The following is a 22,199-nucleotide window of genomic DNA, read 5'->3' as shown; positions in this document are numbered from 1 at the left end:
GGGTCGGAAGAAATCGTGGAGAACCTGATTGCGCTGCTGATCGCGGCGCCCCTGCTCGGAGCGGCCGTACTGCTGTGCGGTGGCCGGCGGCTCGACGCCGTCGGCCACTGGATCGGCACGCTCCTGTCGTTCGTCTCCTTCGCCTTCGGCGTGGTCCTCTTCGCCGACCTGCTCGGCAAGGGCGCCGAGGAGCGGACCCTGACGAGCCATCTGTTCAGCTGGATCCAGGTCGAGGGCTTCCAGGCGGACGTCGCCTTCCGCCTCGACCAGTTGTCCATGACGTTCGTCCTGCTGATCACCGGCGTCGGGTCGCTGATCCACGTGTACTCGATCGGGTACATGGAGCACGACGAGCGCCGCCGCCGCTTCTTCGGCTACCTGAACCTGTTCCTCGCGGCGATGCTGCTGCTCGTCCTCGCCGACAACTACCTGCTGCTGTACGTCGGCTGGGAAGGCGTCGGTCTCGCCTCGTACCTGCTGATCGGCTTCTGGCAGCACAAGCCCAGCGCCGCCACCGCCGCGAAGAAGGCCTTCCTGGTCAACCGCGTCGGCGACATGGGCCTGTCCATCGCGATCATGCTGATGTTCTTCTGGTTCGGCACCTTCGCCTTCGGGCCGCTGCTCGGCGGCGAGGGCGAGCCCGGTCTCGCCGGGGACGCGAGCGAGGGCAAGCTCACCGCGATCGGCCTGATGCTGCTGCTCGCCGCGTGCGGCAAGTCCGCCCAGGTGCCGCTGCAGTCCTGGCTCGGGGACGCGATGGAGGGCCCGACCCCGGTCTCGGCCCTCATCCACGCCGCGACGATGGTGACCGCGGGCGTCTACCTGATCGTCCGCTCCGGCGCCATCTTCGACGCGGCGCCCGACGCACAGCTGGTCGTCACGATCGTCGGCGCCGTCACACTCCTGTTCGGTGCGATCGTCGGTTGCGCCAAGGACGACATCAAGAAGGCGCTGGCCGGCTCGACCATGTCGCAGATCGGCTACATGGTCCTGGCCGCGGGCCTCGGCCCCATCGGCTACGTCTTCGCGATCATGCACCTGGTGACGCACGGCTTCTTCAAGGCCGGGCTGTTCCTCGGCGCCGGTTCGGTCATGCACGGCATGAACGACGAGGTCGACATGCGCAAGTACGGCGGTCTGCGCACGTACATGCCGGTCACCTTCATCACCTTCGGCCTCGGCTACCTCGCCATCATCGGCTTCCCGGGCCTGTCCGGCTTCTTCTCCAAGGACAAGATCATCGAGGCGGCGTTCGCCAAGGGCGGCACCGAGGGCTGGATCCTCGGCGGCTGCGCCCTGCTCGGCGCGGCCATCACCGCGTACTACATGACCCGCGTGATGCTGATGACGTTCTTCGGCGAGGAGCGCTGGCGGCACACCAGGACCGCCTCCCCGGCCGAGCCCGGCGCGGAGCCCGCCGCCGAGACCCGCCCCCAGAGCGTCGAGGGCCCGGGGGCACCCTCAGAGCACGCGGAGCCGCACCCGCACGAGTCGCCCAAGGTCATGACGATCCCCATGATCGTGCTGGCCATCGGGTCGGTGGCGGCCGGCTTCGTGTTCAACTGGCAGAGCGGCTTCGTGCACTGGCTCGAGCCCATCACCGGGCACGCGCACGGCAATCCGCCGATCAGCGCGGGCACCGTCACCGGCGCGACCGTCGCGTGCATGGTCATCGGCGTCGCCCTCGCCTGGGCCCAGTACGGCAGGCGCCCGGTCCCGGCGGTCGCCCCGCGCGGGTCGCTGCTCACCCGGGCCGCCCGGCGCGACCTGTACCAGGACGACTTCAACCACGTCGTCCTGGTCCGCGGCGGCGAGCACCTCACCCGCTCCCTGGTCTACGTCGACCACACCCTGGTCGACGGTGTCGTCAACGGCACGGCGGCCTCGGTCGGCGGTCTGTCCGGACGGATGCGCAGGTTCCAGAACGGCTTCGCGCGGTCGTACGCGGTCTCGATGTTCGGCGGTGCGGCGATCCTCGTCGCCGCGACCCTGCTGATGAGGGCGGTCTGATACCGATGTCCTTTCCTCTGCTGACAGCCACGGCGGCGCTCCCGGCGATCGGGGCGATCGCCACGGCCGCCGTGCCGGCCGCCCGGCGCACCGCCGCCAAATGGCTGGCGCTGTTCTTCTCCCTCGGCACACTCGCCCTCGCGATCGCCGTCCTGGTCCGGTTCGACCCGGACGGCGACCGCTACCAGCTCACCGAATCGCACTCCTGGATCTCCGACTTCGGGGTCCGCTACGAACTCGGCGTGGACGGCATCGGGGTGGCGCTCGTCGCGCTGACGGCGCTGCTGATCCCGTTCATCGTCCTCGCGGGCTGGCACGACGCCGACCCGCTGGAGACGGGAAGCCGGAGGTGGCGGCCGACACAGGGCTTCTTCGCCCTGATCCTGGCCGTCGAGGCGATGGTGATCCTCTCCTTCGAGGCCACCGACGTCTTCCTCTTCTACATCTTCTTCGAGGCCATGCTCATCCCGATGTACTTCCTCATCGGCGGCTTCGGGGACCGTGCCCACGAGCACGGCGAGAAGGTGGCGTCGACGCAGCGGTCGTACGCGGCGGTGAAGTTCCTCCTCTACAACCTGGTCGGCGGACTGATCATGCTGGCCGCGGTGATCGGCCTGTACGTCGTCGCGGGGAACTTCAGCCTCCAGGAGATCGCCGAGGCCCGCGCCAACGGCTCGCTGGACATGGCGACGAACACCGAACGCTGGCTGTTCCTCGGCTTCTTCTTCGCCTTCGCGGTGAAGGCGCCGCTGTGGCCGCTGCACACCTGGCTGCCGAACGCGATGCAGGAGGCCACCGCCCCGGTCGCCGTCCTCATCACGGCGGTCGTCGACAAGGTCGGCACCTTCGCGATGCTCCGCTTCTGCCTCCAGCTCTTCCCGGAGGCCAGCAAGTGGGCCACGCCCGCCATCCTGGTTCTGGCCCTGATCAGCATCATCTACGGGGCGCTGCTCGCGGTCGGCCAGCGGGACATCAAGCGCCTGATCGCCTACGCGTCGATCTCGCACTTCGGCTTCATCATCATGGGCATCTTCGCGATGACCAGCCAGGGCCAGTCCGGGGCGACGCTCTACATGGTGAACCACGGCATCTCGACAGCCGTGCTGTTGCTGGTCGCCGGATTCCTGATCTCGCGGCGCGGCTCGCGGCTCATCGCCGACTACGGCGGTGTGCAGAAGGTCGCCCCGGTGCTCGCCGGCACCTTCCTGATCGGTGGCCTCGCGACCCTGTCGCTGCCGGGTCTCGCGCCGTTCGTCAGCGAGTTCCTGGTCCTCGTCGGCACGTTCACGCGCTATCCGGCGATCGGCATCATCGCCACCTTCGGCATCGTGCTCGCCGCGCTCTACACCCTCGTCCTGTACCAGCGGACGATGACGGGCCCGGTGAAGCCGGAGGTCTCCGCGATGCCGGACCTCCGGGTACGGGAGATCGCGGTCGTCGCCCCGCTGGTCGTCCTGCTGGTCTTCCTGGGCGTCTACCCGAAGCCCGTCACCGACATCGTGAACCCGGCGGTCAAGCAGACCTTGTCCGACGTACAGAAGAAGGACCCCCAGCCCGAGGTGGAGGCGGCCAAGTGAGCGCATCAGCCGTCCACAGCCTGTGGACAACCGCGGCCGATCCGATCTCGAAGATCGACACGCCGAAGATCGAGTACGGACAGCTCTCGCCCACCCTGATCGTCGTCGGCGCGGCGCTCCTCGGGGTGCTGATCGAAGCCGTCGTCCCGCGCAGGTCCCGCTACTACGCGCAGGTGTTCACCGCCGTCGTGGCGCTCGTCGCCTCCTTCGCCGCGGTCGTGGCGCTGGCCGCCGGCGGGTACGCCACGACCAAGTCGGGCATCGCCGCGATGGGCGCGATCGCCGTCGACGGACCGGCCCTGTTCCTGCAGGGCACGATCCTGCTGACGGCCCTCGTCGGCCTGTTCACCTTCGCCGAGCGCCGGCTCGACCCGGCGGCGCACGGCAACCGGGTCGACTCCTTCGCCGCGCAGGCCGCGTCCGTGCCGGGCGGCGAAAGCGAGAAGGCCGCCGTGAAGGCGGGGTTCACCACCACCGAGGTGTTCCCCCTGCTGATGTTCGCCGTCGCGGGCATGCTGATCTTCCCGTCGGCCAACGACCTGCTGACGCTGTTCATCGCGCTGGAGGTCTTCTCCCTCCCGCTGTACCTGATGTGCGCGCTGGCCCGCCGCAAGCGGCTCATGTCGCAGGAGGCCGCAGTCAAGTACTTCCTGCTGGGAGCCTTCGCGTCCGCGTTCACCCTGTTCGGCATCGCCCTGCTGTACGGCTACGCGGGCTCCGTGTCCTACGGCACGATCGCGCGGGTCGTCGACGGCACCGCCACCGACGTCAGCCCGGTCCTGGCGGACACCATGGGCAACGACGCGCTGCTGCTCATCGGCTCGGCGCTGATCGTCATGGGTCTGCTGTTCAAGGTGGGCGCGGTCCCGTTCCACATGTGGACGCCGGACGTCTACCAGGGCGCCCCGACGCCGGTGACCGGGTTCATGGCCGCGGCGACGAAGGTGGCCGCGTTCGGCGCGCTGCTGCGCATCCTGTACGTCGTGCTGCCCGGTCTGCGCTGGGACTGGCGGCCGGTCATGTGGAGCGTGGCGATCGTCACCATGCTGGGCGGCGCGATCATCGCGATCACCCAGACCGACATCAAGCGGCTGCTGGCGTACTCGTCGATCGCGCACGCCGGGTTCATCCTGGCCGGTGTCATCGCGACCACGCCGGACGGGGTGTCGTCCGTCCTCTTCTACCTGGCCGCGTACTCGTTCGTGACGATCGGCGCGTTCGCGGTGGTGACGCTGGTGCGCGACGCCGGCGGCGAGGCGACGCACCTGTCGAAGTGGGCCGGTCTGGGCCGCCGCTCGCCGCTGGTCGCGGCGGTCTTCGCGGTGTTCCTGCTGGCCTTCGCGGGCATTCCGCTGACCTCCGGCTTCGCCGGGAAGTTCGCCGTGTTCAAGGCGGCGGCCGAGGGCGGGGCGGCCCCGCTGGTCGTGGTCGGTGTGATCTCGTCCGCGATCGCCGCGTTCTTCTACATCCGGGTCATCGTGCTGATGTTCTTCAGCGAGCCGAGGCCCGGGGGACCGACGGTGGCGGTGCCGTCCCCGCTGACGATGACGGCGATCGGCGTCGGCGTGGCGGTGACCCTGGTGCTGGGCGTGGCGCCCCAGTACTTCCTGGACCTCGCCGGCCAGGCGGGCGTCTTCGTGCGCTGACCGACCCCGCGCGGACGGCCCGGCTTCCCCTGAGGGAGGCCGGGCCGTTCCCGTACCGAGAGGGTGAGCCTGTGGACAACTCCGGGGGCTGTCGGTGCGGACCCCTATCGTGGAGGCAGTGGTCGAGGGACGACGGGCGGGGGACACGACGATGGGTGCGACGGGCGGGATCAAGGAGATGCCAGCGGTGACCGAGGCGGACCGGACAGGCGACAGCGAGGCGCTGGCCGCGCTGCACCGGGTCTTCGGATACGAGGCCTTCCGGGGCGAGCAGGAAGCCGTCATCGAGCATGTCGTGGCGGGCGGCGACGCGGTCGTGCTCATGCCGACCGGCGGCGGCAAGTCGCTCTGCTACCAGATCCCCTCCCTGGTCAGACCGGGCACGGGTGTGGTCGTCTCCCCGTTGATCGCCCTCATGCAGGACCAGGTGGACGCCCTGCGGGCGCTCGGCGTGCGCGCCGGGTTCATCAACTCCACGCAGGACTTCGACGAGCGCCGCGTGATGGAGGCGCAGTACGTCGCCGGCGAGCTCGACCTGCTCTACCTCGCCCCCGAGCGCCTGCGGCTCGACGCGACGCTCGAGCTGCTGTCCCGCGGCAAGATCTCGGTGTTCGCCATCGACGAGGCGCACTGCGTGTCCCAGTGGGGTCACGACTTCCGCCCCGACTACCTCTCCCTGTCCCTGCTGGGCGAGCGCTGGCCTGACGTGCCGCGGATCGCGCTGACGGCGACGGCCACCCGCGCCACGCACCAGGAGATCACCCAGCGGCTGGACATGCCGGACGCCCGGCATTTCGTGGCCAGCTTCGACCGGCCCAACATCCAGTACCGGATCGTGCCGAAGGCCGACCCGAAGAAGCAGCTGCTGAGCTTCCTGCGCGAGGAGCACGCGGGCGACGCGGGCATCGTGTACTGCCTGTCCCGGAAGTCCGTCGACGCGACCGCCGAGTTCCTCACCCGCAACGGCATCGAGGCGATCCCCTACCACGCGGGCCTCGACGCGGGCACCCGCGCGGCGCACCAGTCCCGGTTCCTGCGCGAGGAGGGCCTGGTCGTGGTGGCGACCATCGCCTTCGGCATGGGCATCGACAAGCCGGACGTCCGGTTCGTCGCCCACCTCGACCTGCCCAAGTCCGTCGAGGGCTACTACCAGGAGACCGGCCGGGCCGGGCGTGACGGCCTGCCCTCGACGGCCTGGATGGCCTACGGCCTCAACGATGTCATCCAGCAGCGCAAGCTGATCCATCTGGGCGAAGGGGACGAGGCGTTCCGGCGCCGCGCGGCCGCGCACCTGGACGCGATGCTGGCGCTGTGCGAGACGGTCCAGTGCCGGCGTGCCCAGCTGCTCGCCTACTTCGGCCAGGACCCCGAGGCCGGCGCCTGCGGCAACTGCGACAGCTGCCTGACACCGCCCGAGACCTGGGAGGGCACCGTGGCCGCGCAGAAGGTGCTGTCGACGGTCGTCCGCCTGCAGCGCGAGCGGGGGCAGAAGTTCGGCGCGCTGCAGATCGTCGACATCCTGCTGGGGCGGCGCACCGCCAAGGTGATCCAGTTCGACCACGACCAGCTCTCCGTGTTCGGCATCGGGGAGGAGCTGACCGAGGGCGAGTGGCGCGGCGTCATCCGGCAGCTGCTGGCCCAGGGCCTGCTCGCCGTCGAGGGGGAGTACGGCACGCTGGTGCTGACCGAGGACAGCGGCTCGGTGCTGCGGCGGGAGCGGGAGGTGCCGCTGCGCAAGGAGCCGAAGCGACCGGCGACCGCGCGGTCGGCGTCCGGATCCGGCCGCGGCGAGCGCAAGGCCAAGGCCGCGGTCGCCGAGCTGCCGCAGGAACTGGTCCCGGCCTTCGAGGCCCTGCGCGCCTGGCGTGCCGAGCAGGCCCGGGAGCAGGGCGTCCCGGCCTACGTCATCTTCCACGACGCCACGCTCCGGGAGATCGCCACGGTGTGGCCCACCTCGGTGGCCGAGCTGGGCGGGATCAGCGGCGTCGGCGAGAAGAAGCGGATGACGTACGGAGAAGGGGTGGTCGAGGTACTGGCCGGCCTGACCGCACCGGCACCCGAGTCCGCCCCACAGTCCGCCCCGCAGTCCGTCCCGGACGACCCCGACGACTGGCCGCTGGAGGAGCCGGAGCCCGACGGCTGGCAGTGAGGGCGGTGCGCCCTCTGCCTGGGCGCGCGGTGAGGTGAGGGGTGCCAGCGCATCTGGCGCCGACCTGCGCGCGCCGATGCCGGAGGGAGACGCCTCTCCCTAGGACAGCGAGAGAAGCCCCGGCGCGAAGGTGATCAGCAGGGGGACGAGCGGTACCAGGGTCGCCAGGGTCGTGGTGAGGGCGCGGTCGCGGCGGCCCAGACGCGGGGGCGGCTGGAGGAGGCGGTCGACGCGCTCGCCCAGCAGCCGGTGGGTGGAGGCGCAGGACAGCACGCCCCGGTGCTGGTTGAGCTCGATCAGGGCCAGGGCCGTCGTCAGATGGCCGCAGCGGCGGGAGGCCGTGTCGTCGGCGGCGAGCTCGACCAGGCGGTGGGTCTGGTCGCAGAAGTGGGCGAACAACGGGACACGGGGGAAACCGGTGGCGAGCGCGGTGGACAGGTGCAGCAGCCAGTCGTGGTGGGCGCGGGCATGACCCCGCTCATGGGTGAGGACGGCGTCGAGCTGGTGGTCGGTGAGGCGGTGCAGGGCACCGGTCGTGACGATCAGCTGCGGCGGACTGCCCGGCATCCACCAGGCGTCCGGGTACTCGTCCTCCAGCACCAGCAGCGGGCCGCGCGTGGAGCCGAGCCCGGCCGGCAGATCGGGGGCGCGCTCACGCAGCTGGGCCCGCGCACGGCCGCGCCGCCTGCGCGCCTCGACCAGTTCCCGCCCGAGCATCGCGGTCGTCCAGGCCGCCCCGCAGGCCAGCAGGAGGGTGAGGAGCGCGGCCCAGGCCGGGGCCGCGGAGAGGTCGTACGCCTCCGTCACGGACGCCGGCGCCGGGGCGAACAGCTGCGCGCGGGCGGTGCCGAAGACGGCGGCGGTGCCCAGGGCGAGCGCCGTCACGCAGCACAGCAGGACGGTGGCGACGAGGCACTGCCACACCCACAGCGCGACCACGGGGTCCCGTTCCGGCCAGGCGGCCCGGGTCAGGACGCGCGGAACGGGAACGGCGGCCGTCAGGCCGACGATGCTCAGCAGGAGCAGGCAGACGGTCATGCCAGGGGCTCCGGATCCTGGTCAGGGGACAGTGCGTGGGCGACGGTGCGAGGCGGCGGGCCGCGGGCACCCCGAGGGATGCGCTTCCCACCGCCAGCCAGTATGACGGTGCGGCCCGCGGCAGTCAGCGGGAAAGAGCCGACGGATCCACGGGCAGGCTCCGCCCACCCGGCGGCCGCGCCTCAGCCGGCCACGATCCGTCCGGTGACCTCGCCCAGGCCCACCCGCACATCGCCCGGGCCAGGGGCCCACGCGGTCAGAGTGACGACGTCGCCGTCCTCGAGGAACGTCCGCTTGCCGTCGGGGAGTTCCAGCGGATCGCGGCCGTTCCAGGTCAGCTCCAGGAGGGAACCGCGCTCACGCTCGGTGGGGCCGCTGACCGTGCCGGAGCCGTACAGGTCGCCGGTGCGCAGGGAGGCGCCGTTCACCGTCATGTGGGCGAGCTGCTGGGCGGCCGTCCAGTACATGGTGGAGAACGGGGGCTCGGAGACCACGTGGCCGTTGATCGCCACGGAGATGCGCAGGTCGTAGCCGCCGGGTTCGGTCTCGTCGCCGGAGTCGTCGAGGTACGGCAGCAGCGGGTGCGTGCGCTCGGGCGGCGCCGTCGTGGCCTCCTCCAGGGCGTCCAGCGGGGTGATCCAGGCCGACACCGACGTGGCGAAGGACTTGCCGAGGAACGGGCCGAGGGGGACGTACTCCCAGGCCTGGATGTCACGCGCCGACCAGTCGTTGAGCAGGCACAGGCCGAAGACGTGCTCACGGAAGTCGCTCAGCGGGACCGGCGCGCCCATCGCGGACGGCTTGCCCACGACGAAGCCGACCTCGGCCTCGATGTCCAGGCGGACGGACGGGCCGAAGACGGGGGCCGGGTCGGTGGGGGCCTTGCGCTGGCCCGAGGGCCGTACGACGTCCGTGCCGGAGACCACCACCGTGCCGGAGCGGCCGTGGTAGCCGATCGGCAGGTGCTTCCAGTTGGGGGTGAGGGAGTCCTCGGCATCCGGGCGGAAGATCTGGCCGACGTTCCGGGCGTGGTTCTCGGAGGCGTAGAAGTCGACGTAGTCCGCGACGTCGAACGGAAGGTGCAGCGTCACGGAGGAGAGCGGGTGGAACAGGTCCGCGATGGCCTCCTGGTGCGCCGGGACGGTCACCCAGGCGGTCAGCGCCCGCCGGACGTCCGACCAGGTGGTGCGGCCCGCGGCGAGCAGTGGGTTGAGCGACTCCTGGGCGAGCAGCGGGGCGTACGGCGAGTCGAGCGCCCGGGCCGCCCTCCCCGCGTCGAGGACGTGGTCGCCGAGCCGGACGCCCACCCGGCGCGCGGAGTCCGGGCCCGGGAGGGAGAAGACGCCGTACGGAAGGTTGTGCGCGCCGAAGGGGTCGCCCTCGGGGAGATCGAAGGGGGGCATGGGGTACTGCCTCACTCTCATACGCTCCGTAAGCCATGTGGTCGGGCCCACGTTACGGGTGAGGTGGCGGTCTTGGGCAGGGTGAATCCCGCGGGCAGGCGATCGGCTTCCCCCCAGCTTGCCGCGGTCGGCCGTCCCCCTCACCGGGCGAGCGGCCCCAACTCGGCGGCCGTAGCGCCCTCGAAGACCCCGCAGGGGCGAAACCGCCATAAACGGGCGCGAGTTGTGCGCGCTCGGACACAACTGGGACCGGAACGGGTGTCAACTCATGTGAACAGAGCAGCCGTCCGGTTCAGGTCGAGTCGATGGGGCTTCCTGTCCGTATTCTCTGATCATGGCCGCACCGATCGCATATTCACTCATCGCCACTGACCTGGACGGGACCCTCCTCCGAGGTGACGACACACTCTCCGACCGGTCCCTCGTGGCGCTCGCGCAGGCGGCGGTGGCCGGCGCCCAGCACCTCGTGGTCACGGGACGGCCGGCACCCAGGGTGCGGCCCCTCCTGGAGGTCATGGGCAGCAGGGGACTGGCGGTGTGCGGACAGGGCGCGCAGCTGTACGACGCCGGCCAGGACCGGCTGCTGTGGTCCATCACCCTGGAACGGGACCTGGCGGAGACCGCCCTCGGCAAGATCGAGGCCGAGGTGGGGCAGGTGTACGCGGCCGTCGACCAGGACGGAGTCGAGGGGCTCACGCTCATCGAGCCGGGTTATCTGATGCCCCACCCCACGCTGCCGGCGGTGCGGGTGCGGCATCGCGACGACCTGTGGTGCGAGCCGATCAGCAAGGTGCTGCTGCGCCATCCGACGCTGTCGGACGACGAGTTGGCGGTGACGGCCCGCGCGGTGGTGGGCTCGCTGGCGACGGTCACCATGTCGGGGCCGGGCACCGTCGAACTCCAGCCATGCGGCATCACGAAGGCGACGGGCCTCGCGCTCGCCGCCGAGCATCTCGGCCTGGGTCCGCACGAGACCATCGCCTTCGGGGACATGCCCAACGACATCCCCATGTTCGACTGGGCCGCCCACGGGGTGGCGATGGCCAACGCGCATCCCGAACTCAAGTCGGTCGCGGACGAGATCACCTTGTCCAACGAGGACGACGGCATCGCCGTCGTCCTCGAGAGACTGTTCGCCCGCAGCCTGGCCGAGTTCCCCTACTAGAGGATCCCTGCCGCAAGTTCCCCTACTGGAGGGGGAGAGCCGGCACGGCTCAGTAGGGGCCGTTCACGTTGTCGATCGAGCCGTAGCGAGCGGCCGCGTAGTTGCAGGCGGCCGTGATGTTCGCGACCGGGTCGAACGGGTCGTACGCGGTGCCCGGCACGTGGTACGTCGCGAAGGTGGGGTCGATGACCTGGAGGAGACCCTTGGACGGGGTGCCCGCGATCGCGTTGGAGTCCCAGTTGTTGATGGCGGCCGGGTTGCCCGACGACTCACGCATGATGTTGCGGTGGATGCCCTCGTAGGAACCGGGGATCCCCTTCTGCGCCATGATGTCGAGCGCCTCGCGGATCCAGCCGTCGAGGTTGTCGGCGTACGTCTTCGCGGAGGCCTGGGTGGCCTGGGCGACGGCGGACTCCTTGACGGGGGCGGACGCCGTGCTCGCCTTCGACGGCTCGGCCTTCTTCGTGCTCCGGACCTTCAGGTCGACACCCGGGTGGATCAGCCGGGGGTCGTCGCCGATGGCCTTGCGGTTGTCCTTGTAGAGCTGCCGCCAGCCGCCCTGGGCGTCGTAGCGGTCGGCGATCCCGTACAGGGTGTCGCCCTTCTTGGTGGTGTAGCTGACGGAGCCGACCGTGGCCACGGTGGGGGCCTTGGCGGGCTCGGCGGCGCTCGCGGTGGTCGCGCCCAGCAGGGGGAGCGCGAGAGCGGCGGTACCGGCTCCGGCGGCGATGACGCGCCGGGCGAACGGGCTGGTACGGGTGCGGCGGTGCTGGCCTCGGGACATGGCGCTGTTTCCTCTCCGGCGCCTGCGAGGTGAGCTGTCGGGTTCGGGCGGGAGATGCCCGGCCACGCCGCCGTAGGACGACGTGACTTCACCCCTAGCCGTCCCGGCGCGCCATCGAGGCGTGCGGTACGGCGACTTACCTGGGTCCCCCGCTCCTGCCGTGCGAGTGCGTTGTGTAGGTGGATGACTCGGGCGGCGGCAGGATTCGGCGTCCGCCCGACAGAGCGGGAACGTATGCGACAGCACATGTGTGGAACAAGTGCCGCAAGCACCTGACGTGCTAGTTGACCATGGTCTGAGGCGTATGAGGCGCTTGATCCTTTGCGGTTGCCAATTCTCAACTCGCTTTTGTGGCAAGGGGTCGACGGGCTCCGGCGGCGGAGGGGCCGATCTGGGGCCGCGTGACCCAACTCACGGCGATCACAACAGCGGCAAATCGGGCAATGATTCCAACTACCCTGTTATTGCCTACACGTGGAAAGCTCACCGTCAACGCGCCCATCTGCCCCTTGAGTCCGGAGAGTCCGTTTTGTGGGTGTGGAGCAAAAGGTGCGAAAGGGTGGCGACGCGCCCGGGGTGCCGGCGCGCAGGAACCTCGCCCTTCGTGTCGGTCGTTGAGGAGGCGTGGAGGCGTCCGGAGGGCGGGTCGGGGTAGACGGGGGCGGGGGTGTCGCGCGGGCCCGCGGTGCATCCCTCGAAGAGTCGAACGCAGTTTCGGTTCGGGAAAGGATGGGGGAGTGGGCGGCTACACACAGTGACGCGCCGATAAAACGATGAATGTCCGTCCTTATCGGGTGATCAAAAAACATACCGACCGTGAACCGATGTCGCCCGTGGTGGACGGGTGGGCGGCATCGGTGATCGAAACGTGACCGGATACGCTGACTTGAGTGATGGCAGCGACCTATCGACAAACCGTGTAACCAGCCGAAAGACACCAGCAGACAGGAGACCCCTCGTGACCGTCGTCGGGCCGTTCGGGCTGAGCGTGCGGGACCAGGCTCTGGAAGCCGATGTCCAGGCCGGATTGGCGGCTGTCGAGGAGGGACTGCTCGAAGCCACCAAGAGTGAGGTCCCCTTCATCACCGGAGCCGCCCAGCACCTGGTGCGGGCGGGCGGGAAGCGCTTCCGGCCGCTGCTGGTGATGCTCGCCGCGCGCTTCGGGGACCCGTATGCCCCGGGGATCGTGCCGTCGGCCGTGGTGGTGGAGCTGACCCATCTGGCGACGCTGTACCACGACGACGTGATGGACGAGGCCGAGGTCCGGCGCGGTGTCGACAGCGCGAACACCCGCTGGGGGAACTCCGTCGCGGTCCTCACCGGCGACTTCCTCTTCGCGCGCGCCTCGCACATCCTGGCCGACCTCGGGCCCGAGGCGGTGCGGGTGCAGGCGGAGGCGTTCGAGCGGCTGGTCACGGGCCAGATCCTGGAGACGGCCGGGCCGCAGGACGGCCGGGACCCCGTGGAGCACTACCTCGACGTGCTGAGCGGCAAGACCGGGTCGCTGGTGGCGGTCTCCTGCCGCTTCGGGGCGATGATGTCGGGCGCCGACGAGACCATGGTCGACGTGCTCACCCAGTACGGGGAGCGGCTCGGCGTCGCCTTCCAGCTCGCGGACGACGTCCTGGACATCGCGAGCGACTCCCACGAGTCCGGGAAGACGCCCGGCACCGATCTGCGCGAGGGCATCCCGACCCTGCCGGTGCTGCGGCTGCGGGAGCGCGCGGAGCGTCTGGGGCTGCCCGAGGACATCGCCCTGTGCGAGCTGCTGGACTCCGACCTGAGCGACGACGCCCGGCTCGCCGAGGCGCTGGCCGCCCTGCGTGAGCACCCGGCGCTGGAGCACGCCCGGCGGGACACGGTCCGCTACGCGGAGGACGCGCGCGCCGCGCTGGCGCCCCTGCCGGAGAACGACGCGAAGGCCGCCCTGATGGAGCTGTGCGACGCCGTCGTGCACCGGGCCGGCTGAAGCCCGGCGTCCCTGCCGCGGGACTGCCCCGCGGCCACCGTTCCTCTCCCCGCCTCACCCCCCGACCCCTACGGGTCGGGGGAGGTCCACCCCTGCGGCGTCATACCGCAGGTGTACACGGAGTTGGCTCCGCAGGTTGACGAAACTCCCTGCCCCATCTGGTCAGATGGACATCACGGAAACACCACTCCTCACCGATTCGGGTGAGAATGGCGGCTCAGGGGTGGACCTTGCCGGGTCGTGAGACTCGCGGGCGACAGACGAACGGACGGCCGCCGCCGACGACGGAGGTAGGGCACACATGGCACCGTACGAAGTCGACGACAGTACGACCGCAGGGGAGGGCGACGACCTGCGCGCGGGCCGGCGCAAGGCCGCTCGGTACGTCGTCCCGGTCACGGTGGTGGGGATCGCGGCGGCGACGATCGGGCTGGTCCCGGCGCTCGCCGACGCCGGGGACCCGGACCTGCCGGACCTCACCGCGCAGCAACTGGTCGAAAAGATCGCCAAGTCGGACGTGCAGCAGCTGTCCGGCACGTTCAAGATCACCACGGATCTGGGGCTGCCGGACCTCGGCGGGCTGGAGTCGGGTCTCACCTCGGGCCTCACCGGATCGGGCTCGGGCGGCGGCTCGTCCGCCGACCCCTCGGCGAAGCTGACCGAGCTGGCCTCCGGCACGCACACGCTGCGGGTCGCCGTCGACGGCGACGACCGGCAGAAGCTGTCCCTGCTGGACAACGCCTCCGAGTACAGCCTCATCCACGACGGCAAGGACGTCTGGGGCTACGACAGCGAGTCGGACGAGGTCTTCCACGCCACCGTCGACGAGGCCGGGCGGGAGAAGGCCAAGGGCCACGGGAAGCTCGACGAGGTTCCCGCCACTCCCAAGGAGCTCACCGAGGAGGCGCTGAAGGCGGTCGACGACACGACGTCGGTCACCGTCGACGGCACCGCGCACGTCGCCGGCCGGGACGCCTACCGGCTGCTCATCAAGCCGAAGCAGTCGGGCACCACGGTCGGCGCGATCACGGTGGCCGTGGACGCGAAGACCGGGCTGCCGCTGAAGTTCACGCTGACCCCGTCCAGCGGTGGCGCCGCCGTGGTCGACGCCGGCTTCACCCAGGTCAGCTTCGCCAAGCCCGCCGCCTCCACCTTCGACTTCACCCCGCCCAAGGGTGCGAAGGTCACCGAGGAGGGCGACGTGGACAAGGCCGCCCCGCGGCACGGCGAGGGCAGGTCCGAGGACGACGTCCGCAAGGAGTTCGAGAAGAAGTTCGGCTCCAAGGACTCCGCGGGTTCGAAGGGTTCGAAGGGCCCCGAGGACGGTCCCCAGATCATCGGCGAGGGCTGGAACACGGTGGCGGTCTTCGACACCGGCGGCGCGGGCGTTCCCTCGGGCGCCGAGGCCGGTGGCGACCTGGGCGGCTTCCTCGACTCCCTGGGCGACAAGGCCACCGGGAAGTTCGGTTCGGGCACGGTGTTCTCGACGCGCCTGATCAACGCCCTCGTCACCGACGACGGCAAGGTCTACGTCGGCGCCGTCGACAAGGCCACGCTCGTGAAGGCGGCCGACTCGGCCAAGTGAGGCGAGCGGCCCGGCCTCGGGGCCGGGCCGCCGTCACAGGGCATCACCGAGTGGCGCTCAGTCCGTCCGGTACGCGAAGCGGGCGAGCGGCGCGTCCTGGGCGAAGAACGTCTTGGCCCGGCTCAGGGCCCCGGCGTCCCGCAGCACGTCCCCGGGCTTGCTGCCGTTGCCGAGCAGCACCCCGCCGAAGCGCATCCCCATGTAGGCGGCCGAGTTGTTGAGGGTGCCGATCAGCGGGTCGGCGACCACCTGCTCCTCGTGGGCGAGCGCGGTCACGCCCCAGAGCGTGCGCCCGGCCAGGGTGTCCTTGAAGTCGACGCAGGGCGTGCGCAGCCAGCCCGACCAGTGGTCGAGGTAGCGCTTGACGTGCGCGGACACCGAGTACCAGTACAGCGGCGAGACGATCACGACGTCCGTGGCCGCGAGGGTGGCGTCGAGCAGTACGGCCGCGTTCCCCTCCGTCGGCCGCACGTGGTCGCTGTCGTGGCGCAGGTCCTCGAAGTCGGGCAATGGATGTGCCGCGAGGTCGATCCACTGCTGTTCCACACCCTCGGGCAGTTGCTCGGCGGCCCGGCGGGCCAGCAGTTCGGTGTTGCCGTCGGGGCGGCTGCTGCCGAGGACGAACAGGAAGCGGCGGGTCATGGGTCCCCCAGTGAACACGCGCGGAACGGAGCGCACGGCGATTAATAGCGTCTGCATTAAGTGCAGTTGCATTATATGCGTACGCAAGTAGCTGGCGTCCAGGGGCCGAGCGTGGCCTCGGCCGCCTCCGCCACCGCGAGCAGCGCCGTCTCCTGCCCGTGTGCCGCCACCAGTTGGAGCCCCACGGGGCAGCCGTCCGGCCCGAATCCGGCCGGAATGCTGATCGCCGGATGCCCGCTCAGGTTGAACGCCCAGGTGAGCGCGGTCGAGTACCGCTCGCCGGGACCCTGGTGACCGTGCGGCGGTGTGGGGGCCGTCGGTGTCAGGAGCAGGTGCGTCCGGCGGAAGAGAGCGGCGAGCCGGCGGTCGTTGCCCGCCCGCAGGCGCCGGGCGGCCTCGGGGGAGGGGCCGGCCCCGGACCCGCGCAGGGCGAGCCACGCCGGGGCCGGGTCGTCGAGCCGGAACACGTCCCCCGCGTCCAAGAGCAGCCGCACCACACCGGCTTCGTGGAGTCGTACGGCGGCCGCGTGTGCCACCGCCACGACCTCCGGGTCGGGGGAGGCGAAGCCCAGGTCGGGGGACCAGAGGGCGGCCGGGACGGGCGGGCCGTAGGGGCGGGAGGGCGCGTCGCCGGACACCACGGCCCAGTAGGCCACCGCGTCCGCCACGCGGCGCGTGAGCACGCCCGGCGCCATGAGTCCCGTGGAATCCCGGGTGGGGAAGCGCCCGTTGGTCGCCTTCAGGCCGACGACCCCGCACCAGGCCGCCGGAATGCGCACCGAACCGGCGCCGTCGTTCCCCGTGGCGAGCGGCACCAGCCCGGCCCCGACCGCCGCCGCCGAACCGGCCGACGAGCCGCCTGGCGTACGGTCGGGCCGCCAGGGGTTGACCGTAGGCCCGTACCGGCCCTCTCCCCAGGTCTGCCACGGGGTCCCCGGCCCCGGCACGGACGTCGCGCCCACCGGCACGCATCCCGCCGCGAGCAGCGGGGCCGCCGTACGCAGCCCGCGGCGGCCCTTCACGCCGATCGGCACCCCGGCCAGCGGCGGCCGTTCGCCCGCGTCGATCCGGGCGTCCACATCGCGCGCCCACGCCCGCGCCCGCTCGTCCCACACCTCGGCGAAGGCGGACACGGCGGGGTCGGCGCGCTCGATCCGGTCGAGGGCGTCCGCGATCACGTCCACCGCGCGCACGGCGCCCGCACGGACGGCCGAGGCGATCGTCACGGCGGAGCATGCCGAGACCGGACCGGAACCGGATCCCCCGGCGGCGGGGGTCGACGGAGGGGGCATGGGTCAGCGCCCGTACCCCGTCAGCCGCGCCAGCGCCTCCGGCTGCCCGGGCGGGCTCGGCGGCTCTCCCCGCTGCCCGCCCGGATCGCCCAGACGCCAGTCCGCCACCCACGGCACCTGGTACACGTCGATCACCGACTCGATCACCCGGACCCGCTCGGCGAGCGGACGCGGCAGCCGGCCCGGCGCGTCCGCGACCAGGACGACGCCCTCGAGGTCCAGCCCCCGCGGCGCCGTCCCACGCCGGAAGAGCTCGAGGGCGCCGGGCACGGCGGCCAGGCCGGACGCGTGGGTGCGCGCGACGAGCAGCACGGAGCGCGGGTCGTCCGGTCCGGGCCAGTCACGCCCGCAGTCCCGGCCGCCGTACGCCGTCGCGAGGGTCGTGACGCCGGCTCCGCCGTGCAGACCGACCCACGAGAAGCGCCGGGGGGCGCCGGAGGCGGGCGGGGGAGGCGGGTCGTCAGGGAGGGGGACCGGTCCGCGGAGCCAGATGTCCGGGCCCTGGCCGGACGGCCCCCGCTGTTCGCGCATGTCGGTGCGCATGCCCGCCCTCCTCCCTCGTCACGCCACGGTCCCGGGGTGAGGCATGAGAAGGCCGTGACGTGGCACAAGCTCCTGGAACGAGTCTGTGACGTCACGGTGACGCCCGCGCCGCCCGCGGCCGGAGAGACTCGACAGTACGTGTACGACGTCTTCGACGTTAACGACGTGTCCGATCTGAACGACCGCCTACCCGGCGCATGCGAGTGAGGAAGCGATGTCTCGTCTCAGCCGCGCGATGAAGCGGGAACAGAAACGCGCCGCGTCCGCCGGGGGGCCGATGCCGCCGGCGCCGATCGACGTGCGCGTCCCCGCCGCCGGGCCCGGCGCGGGCACCTGCGCGTCGATCGGCGGGGTGCCCGTCACCGCGGCGCCCGGCGAGGAGATCCAGCGGGCGGTGCTGACCCACCTCCAGCGGATCGCCGTGGCCGCCGGGCACCCGGTGTACGCGACGGTCCACGACGAGCGCATCGGCTACGTCGTGCCGCTGCGGGTGGAGCAGGACGGTTCGAGCCGCTACACGGCCGAGCCGCTGCGCACCGAACCCCCGCGCACGGCGGAGGCGCCCGTGCCGCCCGCCGAGCCCGCGCGGGAGCCGGAGGCCGCGCGGCCCGAGGAGGATCGGGCCACCCAGGTCCTCCGTCTGTCGCGGGCGCCCGAGGAGGACGCGACGCCCACGTTCCGGTTGCGTACGCTGTCCGGCCGGACGGACGACGCGGCCCCCGGCACGGTGGCGCCTCCGCTGGGAGAGTTCGGACCGCCGCCGTCCATGGAGGCACCGGCCCCGGACACGCCGGCCATGGACACGCCTGCCCCGACTACGCCGGCCCCGGATGCCATGGCCGTGGAGCCGCGGCCGCTTCCGACCGCGCCCGCCGTCCCGGAGCCGCAGCCGCTTCCGACCGCCCCCGCCGTACCGCACGCGGACCCGCTCCCGGTCTCCGCCCCTGACCTCGACCCGCTCCCGGTCTCCGCCCCTGACCTCGACCCGCAGCCCGCTCCGCCCCGTGGCTTCGACGCCGTCGCCGAGACCGTGCTGGGCGACGGCGCTCAGCCCGGTGCCACCGCCGACGCCTCGCCCTTCGCCGAACCGATGGCACGGGTGTACGACGCCGTGGGCGCGGGACGGACCGGTGAGGCGGGCGAACTCGTGCGGCGGACCGTGGCCGAGGCCTCGGCCCTGCTGGGCTTCGACCACGCCGAAGTGCTCCGGATGCGCGAACTCGCCTCCTACATCGCCTACTTGGCGGGAGAGCCGGAGCGCGCCTTCGGCCTGTCCCTCGACGTGGCGTGGGCGTACCGCCGGGCCGGGGACGCGGAGGCGGCGTACAGCGGCCTCCAGGGCGCGGCCACCGCCTGGCGGGCCGTCCGGGACCCGGCCCTGGGGCAGGACCTGGGCCGAGACCTCCTCGGCCTGTGGAGCGCTCTCGCGGCCGAGGGCGGTCCGGCCGCCGAGGAGGCCGAGGAACTGGAGTCGGCCCGGGCCCGTATGGACCGGCTGGCCGCACGGGCGGCCCGGGCCGCCCGGCCCGGGGGAGCTACCGGCGCCTAGGGCGTGTTGCGAAAGTCCCGTCTGGTCCGCGACGCCTGGCACGGCGCCTCGCCGCGTTGTCGGGATCGTCCGCGTACGCCCAGTACGCGGACGACCCTCCGCCTTGCGATGCACCGCACCAGACGCCGCGGACCCCGCCCTTCGGGCGGACGACGCTACTTTCGAAACACGCCCTAGTCGGACAGCTCCCACACCGCGTGGGCGAGGGCGTCGCTGTTGCGGTCGAGGGCGGTGTCGTTGATGTTGGACGTCGTGTCGCAGGACGAGTGGTAGCAGCGGTCGAAGGACTGCCCCGACGTGCCGCCCCACTTGGCGGCCTGCGCGGCGGTCTTCGTGCGGCTGGCCCCGGTGAACAGCCCGCCCACCGGCACGCCCGCGCTCTTGAACGGCGCGTGGTCGGAGCGGCCGTCGCCCTCGGTCTCGATCTCCGTCGGGACGCCGAGACCGGCGAAGTAGTCCTTGAACGTCTTCTCGATCGCCGGGTCGTCGTCGTAGACGAAGTAGCCGGCGTTCGGGGAGCCGATCATGTCGAAGTTCAGATAGCCGCTGATCTTCGCGCGGTTGGCGCTGGACAGGTTGTTGACGTAGGAGCGGGAGCCGACGAGTCCCAGCTCCTCCGCGCCCCACCAGGCGAACCGCAGGTGCTTGGCGGGCCGGTAGGCGGCCCGGGACACCGCGAGCGCGGTCTCCAGGACCGCCGCGGAGCCGGAGCCGTTGTCGTTGATGCCGGGTCCTGAGGTCACGCCGTCGAGATGCGAGCCGGCCATCAGGACCTGATCGGTGTCGCCGCCGGGCCAGTCGGCGATCAGGTTGTAGCCGGTGCGGCCGGACGACGTGAACTGCTGGACGGTCGTCGTGTAGCCGGCGGCGTCCAGCTTGGCCTTCACGTAGTCGAGGGACGCTTTGTAGCCGGGGCGGCCGTGGGCGCGGTTGCCGCCGTTGGCGGTGGCGATGGACTGGAACTGGGCGAGGTGTGCCTTCACGTTGGCCACCGGGATGTCGGGCGCGGCGGCGAGGGCCTCGGCCCCCGGCGTCGCGCCCGCTACGGATCCGCCGGTGAGCAGGAGGGCGACCGCGACGGCACCGGCCGCCGTCGTGCGCCCGGAGACGGAGAGCTTCATGTGGGGGGCTCCCGAAGTCCAGGGGGATCCTGTGGGATGGCCACAGGGGATCCGGGTGAATGGGGTGCCTGGATGGTCAGGCGGAATCTGACTTTCCGTCAAGAGCGCCGTTCGGACAGGAAGCCCACCGGTCCGGGAGTCACTGCACGCAGAACTCGTTGCCCTCCGGGTCCGTCATCGTCGCCCACTCGCCGCCCGGTTCCCTCACCCACCGCAGGACGCTCGCCCCCAGCTTCTCCAACCGTTCCACCTCGGCCTCGCGCTGTCCGTCCGCCGCGTGGACGTCCAGGTGCAGCCGGTTCTTCACGGTCTTCGCCTCCGGCACCCGCTGGAACAGCAGCCGGCGCCCCAGACCGGTCCCGCTGTCCTCGTCGTACGGGTCGTCCGGATGCCGTACGGCCACCAGGTCGCGGAACGCGAGCCGGCCGTGGAACTCGACGGTGGCCTCGCTGGGCAGCGCGCCCAGGTGCAGCAGCCGTTCGATGAGCGCGTTGTTGTCCTCGACCTCGTAGTGCAGCGCGGCCGCCCAGAAGTCGGCCTGGGCCTGCGGGTCGGCGCAGTCGACGACGAGTTTCCAGTGCAGCGGGGCGGGCCCGCTCCCGGGTTCCTGAGTCATGCGACCACTTCTAGGGCGTGGCCGTGCCGGACGCAACGGATAGGACCGCTCGGCGTAAAGCAGACGTTTGCGCGCGGGTGGAGACGGTAAGCCGGGTGGACCGTCAGACGTCCACGGCCGCCGAGGCCGGCTTCTCCGCCGTCCGCGGCGCGCGGGCGATCGCGGCGGCCACCCTGGCCCGCCGCGCGGCGCGCCACGCGTCCGCCGTGAGCAGCGTGAGCGCCAGCCACACCAGCGAGAACCCGGCCCACCGCTCGACCGGCATGGCCTCGTGGAAGTACAGGATGCCGAGCAGGAACTGGAAGACCGGCGCCAGGTACTGCAGCAGGCCCAGCGTCGACAGCGGCACGCGGATCGCCGCCGCGCCGAAGCAGACGAGCGGCAGGGCGGTGACGACGCCCGTGGCCGCGAGCAGGGCCATGTGCCCGGTGCCCTCCGTCGCGAACGTCGCCTGGCCCTGCGCCGAGAGCCACACCAGGTAGGCCACGGCGGGCAGGAACTGGATGGCCGTCTCGGCGGCCAGCGACTCCACCCCGCCGAGATTGACCTTCTTCTTCACGAGCCCGTAGGTGGCGAAGGAGAAGGCGAGGGTGAGGGAGATCCACGGCGGCCGGCCGTAGCCGACCGTGAGGACGACGACCGCGGCGAAGCCGATCCCGACCGCCGCCCACTGCACCGGCCGCAGCCGTTCCTTCAGGAGCAGCACACCCATGGCGATGGTGACGAGCGGGTTGATGAAGTACCCGAGCGACGCCTCGACCACATGGCCCGAGTTCACGGACCAGATGTAGACGCCCCAATTGACCGTGATCACCGCGGCGGCCACCGCGACCAGAGCGAGCCGCCGGGGCTGCCGCAGCAACTCGCCCGCCCAGGCCCAGCGCCGCACGAAGACGAGGGCGACCGCGACGAACACCAGGGACCACGCCATCCGGTGGGCGAGGATCTCGAGGGCTCCGGCCGGCTTGAGCAGCGGCCAGAAGAGGGGGACCAGCCCCCACATGCCGTAGGCCGCGAATCCGTTCAGCAGCCCTATGTGCCGCTCGCCCCTGGACTTCCCGGCCACGGTCCCTCCCTCACGCTCTCACCCTGGCCGCAGCCCCTGCCGCG

17 protein-coding genes and 1 riboswitch are annotated in these 22,199 nt (G+C 71.6%); of the genes, 8 read left to right on the top strand and 9 right to left on the bottom strand.

The genetic code is table 11. From position 1 onward, the window contains the following. Positions 1-15: 15 nt before the first annotated feature. The 4 genes from nuoL to recQ all read left to right on the top strand — a co-directional run bounded on the left by nuoL (position 16) and on the right by recQ (position 7,382). Positions 16-2,010 (top strand): NADH-quinone oxidoreductase subunit L, encoded by a 1,995-nt coding sequence (gene nuoL / locus ACFRAC_RS18420; protein WP_382924898.1) that lies wholly within the window; start codon positions 16-18, stop codon positions 2,008-2,010. Between the two features lie 5 nt (positions 2,011-2,015). Continuing rightward, positions 2,016-3,587 carry an NADH-quinone oxidoreductase subunit M gene (locus ACFRAC_RS18415; protein WP_382924897.1) on the top strand — a complete coding sequence of 524 codons (1,572 nt, stop codon included), beginning with the start codon at positions 2,016-2,018 and terminating at the stop codon, positions 3,585-3,587. Continuing rightward, a complete protein-coding gene (nuoN, locus tag ACFRAC_RS18410) occupies positions 3,584-5,233 on the top strand; it encodes an NADH-quinone oxidoreductase subunit NuoN (protein WP_382924896.1) in 1,650 nt (549 codons plus the stop codon). Before ACFRAC_RS18415 ends, nuoN begins: the two co-directional genes overlap by 4 nt. A gap of 151 nt (positions 5,234-5,384) precedes the next feature. Next, positions 5,385-7,382 carry a DNA helicase RecQ gene (recQ, locus tag ACFRAC_RS18405; protein WP_382924974.1) on the top strand — a complete coding sequence of 666 codons (1,998 nt, stop codon included), beginning with the start codon at positions 5,385-5,387 and terminating at the stop codon, positions 7,380-7,382. 99 nt (positions 7,383-7,481) lie between these two features. Here the strand turns inward: recQ and ACFRAC_RS18400 are convergent, their stop codons facing one another. Next, on the bottom strand, positions 7,482-8,420 hold the full coding sequence (locus ACFRAC_RS18400; RefSeq protein ID WP_361348470.1) for a M56 family metallopeptidase: 939 nt from the start codon (positions 8,418-8,420) through the stop codon (positions 7,482-7,484). Between the two features lie 182 nt (positions 8,421-8,602). After that, the gene (gene fahA / locus ACFRAC_RS18395) at positions 8,603-9,823 is read right to left on the bottom strand and encodes a fumarylacetoacetase (protein ID WP_382924895.1); all 1,221 of its coding nucleotides are present in this window, start codon (positions 9,821-9,823) and stop codon (positions 8,603-8,605) included. 334 nt (positions 9,824-10,157) lie between these two features. On the opposite strand from fahA, the gene ACFRAC_RS18390 reads away from it, so the two are divergent. Then, on the top strand, positions 10,158-10,988 hold the full coding sequence (locus ACFRAC_RS18390; protein ID WP_382924894.1) for an HAD family hydrolase: 831 nt from the start codon (positions 10,158-10,160) through the stop codon (positions 10,986-10,988). 49 nt (positions 10,989-11,037) lie between these two features. Here the strand turns inward: ACFRAC_RS18390 and ACFRAC_RS18385 are convergent, their stop codons facing one another. Further along, positions 11,038-11,772 carry a transglycosylase SLT domain-containing protein gene (locus ACFRAC_RS18385; protein WP_382924893.1) on the bottom strand — a complete coding sequence of 245 codons (735 nt, stop codon included), beginning with the start codon at positions 11,770-11,772 and terminating at the stop codon, positions 11,038-11,040. 4 nt (positions 11,773-11,776) lie between these two features. Then, positions 11,777-11,953, bottom strand: a riboswitch (cyclic di-AMP (ydaO/yuaA leader). Positions 11,954-12,730: 777 nt separating this feature from the next. On the opposite strand from ACFRAC_RS18385, the gene ACFRAC_RS18380 reads away from it, so the two are divergent. Next, positions 12,731-13,741 (top strand): polyprenyl synthetase family protein, encoded by a 1,011-nt coding sequence (locus ACFRAC_RS18380; RefSeq protein ID WP_382924892.1) that lies wholly within the window; start codon positions 12,731-12,733, stop codon positions 13,739-13,741. 301 nt (positions 13,742-14,042) lie between these two features. Next, entirely contained in the window at positions 14,043-15,326 is a 1,284-nt protein-coding gene (locus ACFRAC_RS18375) for an outer membrane lipoprotein carrier protein LolA (protein ID WP_382924891.1), read from the top strand. Between the two features lie 57 nt (positions 15,327-15,383). Here ACFRAC_RS18375 and ACFRAC_RS18370 read toward each other — a convergent pair whose 3' ends face one another. The 3 genes from ACFRAC_RS18370 to ACFRAC_RS18360 all read right to left on the bottom strand — a co-directional run bounded on the left by ACFRAC_RS18370 (position 15,384) and on the right by ACFRAC_RS18360 (position 17,803). Continuing rightward, positions 15,384-15,968: a flavodoxin family protein gene (locus ACFRAC_RS18370; RefSeq protein ID WP_382924890.1), complete on the bottom strand. Its 585-nt coding sequence runs from the start codon at positions 15,966-15,968 to the stop codon at positions 15,384-15,386. Between the two features lie 71 nt (positions 15,969-16,039). Next, positions 16,040-17,260, bottom strand: a complete 1,221-nt coding sequence (locus ACFRAC_RS18365) for an amidase (RefSeq protein ID WP_382924889.1) — start codon at positions 17,258-17,260, stop codon at positions 16,040-16,042. A 3-nt stretch (positions 17,261-17,263) separates the two neighbouring features. Continuing rightward, the gene (locus ACFRAC_RS18360) at positions 17,264-17,803 is read right to left on the bottom strand and encodes a DUF6668 family protein (protein ID WP_382924888.1); all 540 of its coding nucleotides are present in this window, start codon (positions 17,801-17,803) and stop codon (positions 17,264-17,266) included. Between the two features lie 214 nt (positions 17,804-18,017). On the opposite strand from ACFRAC_RS18360, the gene ACFRAC_RS18355 reads away from it, so the two are divergent. Next, on the top strand, positions 18,018-19,352 hold the full coding sequence (locus ACFRAC_RS18355) for a tetratricopeptide repeat protein (RefSeq protein WP_382924887.1): 1,335 nt from the start codon (positions 18,018-18,020) through the stop codon (positions 19,350-19,352). A gap of 173 nt (positions 19,353-19,525) precedes the next feature. Here the strand turns inward: ACFRAC_RS18355 and ACFRAC_RS18350 are convergent, their stop codons facing one another. The 3 genes from ACFRAC_RS18350 to rarD all read right to left on the bottom strand — a co-directional run bounded on the left by ACFRAC_RS18350 (position 19,526) and on the right by rarD (position 22,155). Further along, positions 19,526-20,473 carry a M28 family metallopeptidase gene (locus tag ACFRAC_RS18350; RefSeq protein WP_382924886.1) on the bottom strand — a complete coding sequence of 316 codons (948 nt, stop codon included), beginning with the start codon at positions 20,471-20,473 and terminating at the stop codon, positions 19,526-19,528. Positions 20,474-20,612: 139 nt separating this feature from the next. After that, the gene (locus tag ACFRAC_RS18345; protein ID WP_382924885.1) at positions 20,613-21,089 is read right to left on the bottom strand and encodes a VOC family protein; all 477 of its coding nucleotides are present in this window, start codon (positions 21,087-21,089) and stop codon (positions 20,613-20,615) included. 103 nt (positions 21,090-21,192) lie between these two features. Then, the gene (gene rarD / locus ACFRAC_RS18340; protein ID WP_382924884.1) at positions 21,193-22,155 is read right to left on the bottom strand and encodes an EamA family transporter RarD; all 963 of its coding nucleotides are present in this window, start codon (positions 22,153-22,155) and stop codon (positions 21,193-21,195) included. Between the last annotated feature and the right edge of the window lie 44 nt (positions 22,156-22,199).

The organism is Streptomyces sp. NPDC056628, assembly GCF_042792555.1.
Lineage (GTDB): Bacteria > Actinomycetota > Actinomycetes > Streptomycetales > Streptomycetaceae > Streptomyces.
This window is presented reverse-complemented; position numbering and strand designations above follow the sequence as displayed.

Excerpts from the sequence above, each read along its gene's own strand:
- ACFRAC_RS18390 (WP_382924894.1), top strand. The coding sequence starts at position 10,158 with ATGGCCGCACCGATCGCATATTCACTCATCGCCACTGACCTGGACGGG.
- ACFRAC_RS18385 (WP_382924893.1), bottom strand. The coding sequence starts at position 11,772 with ATGTCCCGAGGCCAGCACCGCCGCACCCGTACCAGCCCGTTCGCCCGG.
- ACFRAC_RS18350 (WP_382924886.1), bottom strand. The coding sequence starts at position 20,473 with ATGAAGCTCTCCGTCTCCGGGCGCACGACGGCGGCCGGTGCCGTCGCG.
- ACFRAC_RS18360 (WP_382924888.1), bottom strand. The coding sequence starts at position 17,803 with ATGCGCACCGACATGCGCGAACAGCGGGGGCCGTCCGGCCAGGGCCCG.
- recQ (WP_382924974.1), top strand. The coding sequence starts at position 5,385 with ATGGGTGCGACGGGCGGGATCAAGGAGATGCCAGCGGTGACCGAGGCG.
- ACFRAC_RS18400 (WP_361348470.1), bottom strand. The coding sequence starts at position 8,420 with ATGACCGTCTGCCTGCTCCTGCTGAGCATCGTCGGCCTGACGGCCGCC.
- ACFRAC_RS18375 (WP_382924891.1), top strand. The coding sequence starts at position 14,043 with ATGGCACCGTACGAAGTCGACGACAGTACGACCGCAGGGGAGGGCGAC.
- ACFRAC_RS18415 (WP_382924897.1), top strand. The coding sequence starts at position 2,016 with ATGTCCTTTCCTCTGCTGACAGCCACGGCGGCGCTCCCGGCGATCGGG.
- ACFRAC_RS18365 (WP_382924889.1), bottom strand. The coding sequence starts at position 17,260 with ATGCCCCCTCCGTCGACCCCCGCCGCCGGGGGATCCGGTTCCGGTCCG.
- fahA (WP_382924895.1), bottom strand. The coding sequence starts at position 9,823 with ATGCCCCCCTTCGATCTCCCCGAGGGCGACCCCTTCGGCGCGCACAAC.
- ACFRAC_RS18345 (WP_382924885.1), bottom strand. The coding sequence starts at position 21,089 with ATGACTCAGGAACCCGGGAGCGGGCCCGCCCCGCTGCACTGGAAACTC.
- ACFRAC_RS18370 (WP_382924890.1), bottom strand. The coding sequence starts at position 15,968 with ATGACCCGCCGCTTCCTGTTCGTCCTCGGCAGCAGCCGCCCCGACGGC.
- ACFRAC_RS18355 (WP_382924887.1), top strand. The coding sequence starts at position 18,018 with ATGTCTCGTCTCAGCCGCGCGATGAAGCGGGAACAGAAACGCGCCGCG.